This window comes from Mycobacterium sp. (assembly GCF_035633495.1).
Classification (GTDB): Bacteria; Actinomycetota; Actinomycetes; order Mycobacteriales; family Mycobacteriaceae; genus Mycobacterium.
This window is the reverse complement of sequence record NZ_DASQEU010000111.1, coordinates 1-2,030: the sequence shown is the minus strand read 5'-3', so window position 1 is coordinate 2,030 and position 2,030 is coordinate 1. Positions and strand designations below refer to the sequence as shown.

The 2,030-nt window shown below is 65.4% G+C and carries 3 protein-coding genes and 3 pseudogenes; 3 read left to right on the top strand and 3 right to left on the bottom strand.

Annotated elements, in window-relative coordinates; all coding sequences use genetic code 11:
* Positions 1 to 39 precede the first annotated feature (39 nt).
* Complete coding sequence (locus VET27_RS16880) at positions 40 to 147, bottom strand: hypothetical protein (RefSeq protein WP_526520132.1); 108 nt, start codon at positions 145 to 147, stop codon at positions 40 to 42.
* Between the two features lie 219 nt (positions 148 to 366).
* Here VET27_RS16880 and VET27_RS16875 point away from each other — a divergent pair, with 219 nt between their 5' ends.
* The gene (locus tag VET27_RS16875) at positions 367 to 810 is read left to right on the top strand and encodes an SRPBCC family protein (RefSeq protein WP_526520130.1); all 444 of its coding nucleotides are present in this window, start codon (positions 367 to 369) and stop codon (positions 808 to 810) included.
* A 52-nt stretch (positions 811 to 862) separates the two neighbouring features.
* On the opposite strand, the gene VET27_RS16870 is transcribed toward VET27_RS16875, so the two are convergent.
* Positions 863 to 991, bottom strand: a complete 129-nt coding sequence (locus VET27_RS16870; protein ID WP_526520128.1) for a hypothetical protein — start codon at positions 989 to 991, stop codon at positions 863 to 865.
* A gap of 27 nt (positions 992 to 1,018) precedes the next feature.
* On the opposite strand from VET27_RS16870, the pseudogene VET27_RS16865 reads away from it, so the two are divergent.
* Positions 1,019 to 1,149, top strand: a pseudogene (locus VET27_RS16865) (pyridine nucleotide-disulfide oxidoreductase); the annotation flags it as partial.
* 51 nt (positions 1,150 to 1,200) lie between these two features.
* Positions 1,201 to 1,505: pseudogene (locus tag VET27_RS16860) on the top strand (IS1380 family transposase); the annotation flags it as partial.
* 207 nt (positions 1,506 to 1,712) lie between these two features.
* Here VET27_RS16860 and VET27_RS16855 read toward each other — a convergent pair.
* Positions 1,713 to 2,030: pseudogene (locus VET27_RS16855) on the bottom strand (hypothetical protein); the annotation flags it as partial.

Below are 2,030 nucleotides of genomic sequence, written 5' to 3'. Positions count from 1 at the left end.
GGGGACGGGTCCGTGGGCGGCAGGATGGGAAACGCCAATTCACTCGTCCTCAGGCCGAAGGAACCAAGATCGACGACGTTGGTGCCGCGTGATCTCGGCAAGATAGGTGGCCACTCCCACAGGGTTGGTGCCAGCCGTGGTGGCCACCGGAGGGTCGAGCCGGAATCGCAAACTGACCGGAGAGGTAGGGAATCCCGGGGCGAGGCCCAAGTGACCCTGCTGCACGGCGCGCGGGGTGAGTAGTCGACATTTCACATCACCGACGCTGATTCGCTGCTGGCTGGCCGTACCCTGGGTCTCGTGCTCGCACACTCCGCGTAGCGCATGAGGGCAGCCCACCTCGGACCGCCTGCGAGGAGGATCACCATGGCCCGTTACGTCACCACAGTGCGCACCCCGCGTTCCCCGGAGGACGCGTTCGCCTATGTCGCGGACCTGCGCAACTTCGCCGAGTGGGATCCCGGGGTCGTCGCCGCCGAGCAGGTCGAGGGCCAGGGCATCGGTCCCGACGCCGCCTACGACGTGACCGTGAAGAACCCGGGCCGCGACATCACCCTGCGCTATCGCACCGTGGAGATCGACGTGCCGCGCACGATCAGGGTGGTGGCCAAGAGCTGGATGTTTACCTCCGACGACCGCATCACGGTGGAGCCCGACGGCGCTGGCTCGCTCGTCACCTACGATGCCGAGTTGCGTCTCAAGGGTTTGCTGCGGTTCGGTGATGTGGGCCTGCGGATCGCCTTCGGCCGGATCGGCGACCGCGCCGCTGCCGGGCTCCGCACAGCCCTCGACAGCGAGGCCGTGAGCTGATGAAGGCCGCCGACGTCGTGGACGGACTGCGGAGTGGGCAGCCGGTCCTCGCTCAGTCCGCGCCGCCCGACGGCGTCGCTCTCTCCTGATCCGCCTCGCCGAACCGTCGGTTCAGCCAGCCGAGCAGCATGATGAACCAGACCTGGATGACGAAACCCGATGCCAGGGCCGGGCAGGTCATACCGCTGGAGGGTTTCCGGTGGGTAGGCTGACGTCGAACTACCGGTTCGATCTCGCTCCGCGCATCTGGGATTCATCCGCACCATGAGCTCGGGCACCGCGGTGTTCACGGTTCCCGCTGGTGCGATCAAGTGCGCAGGCGCGCCGCAGAAGATCGCCTAACTGGCCTCCGACTACTGGCGAAAACAGGGCGTCCTCACAGACATCGACGTCCAAGATCCCGACACCGGGGTGTGGATCTCTGATGCCGAGGTCGCCGAAACCTCCCACCCGCTTTGGCATCCACTCCCGATGCGGTGACCGCCCGGCTGATCGTGCGCCGCGTCAAAGACGCCCGCCACCTCGACGCGCTGTTCCCGGTGTGGCGCTACCACCCGTTCTTCACCGACTTAGACGAGCCGGTCGCCGAGGCCGACATCACCCACCGCCGCCACGCCATCATCGAAACCACCTTCGCCGACTTGATCAACGGCCCGCTGGCCCACATACCGTCGGGACGCTTTGTCGCCGGTGCCGAATGCCCGTGCGACAGTTGGGTAGCGTCCCTATGAGCGTGACGCCCCCATAGCCCAATTGGCAGAGGCAGCGGACTTAAAATCCTCTGAACTGGGCGTTTGTCGTGTTTGGTGTCGACGGTAGCTACTGAGGAAATTGCCTTTAGCGGCGGATATGGTGCTGGCGGCGTTGGTGGGCATTGAGCGCGAATGAAAGCACTGCGGTATTCACTGCGGTATCGCCTGGGCAACCCTAAGCGCGACGGCACAGCGACGTGGCGCCACAACAGCGCCGTTGTTCAGGCCGTCAACACGGTTGTTGGGCTGGCGATCATCTGCCCCCGCTGCGCGCGCGGCGTCGCCTCGTTCACCGGCCCTCGTGATGTTCGGGTCGTCAATCCGCCAGGGCGATGAGCGGTAATCGGGTTGCGACGCAATGATCTCCAGAAGCGTCTCGATGTCCTGGAGATCGCGTCGCGTGTCCCGAACAATGCGAACCAACATCTTCAGCACAAAGGCAGCCTCGACGTCGGGAATCGGGGCCTC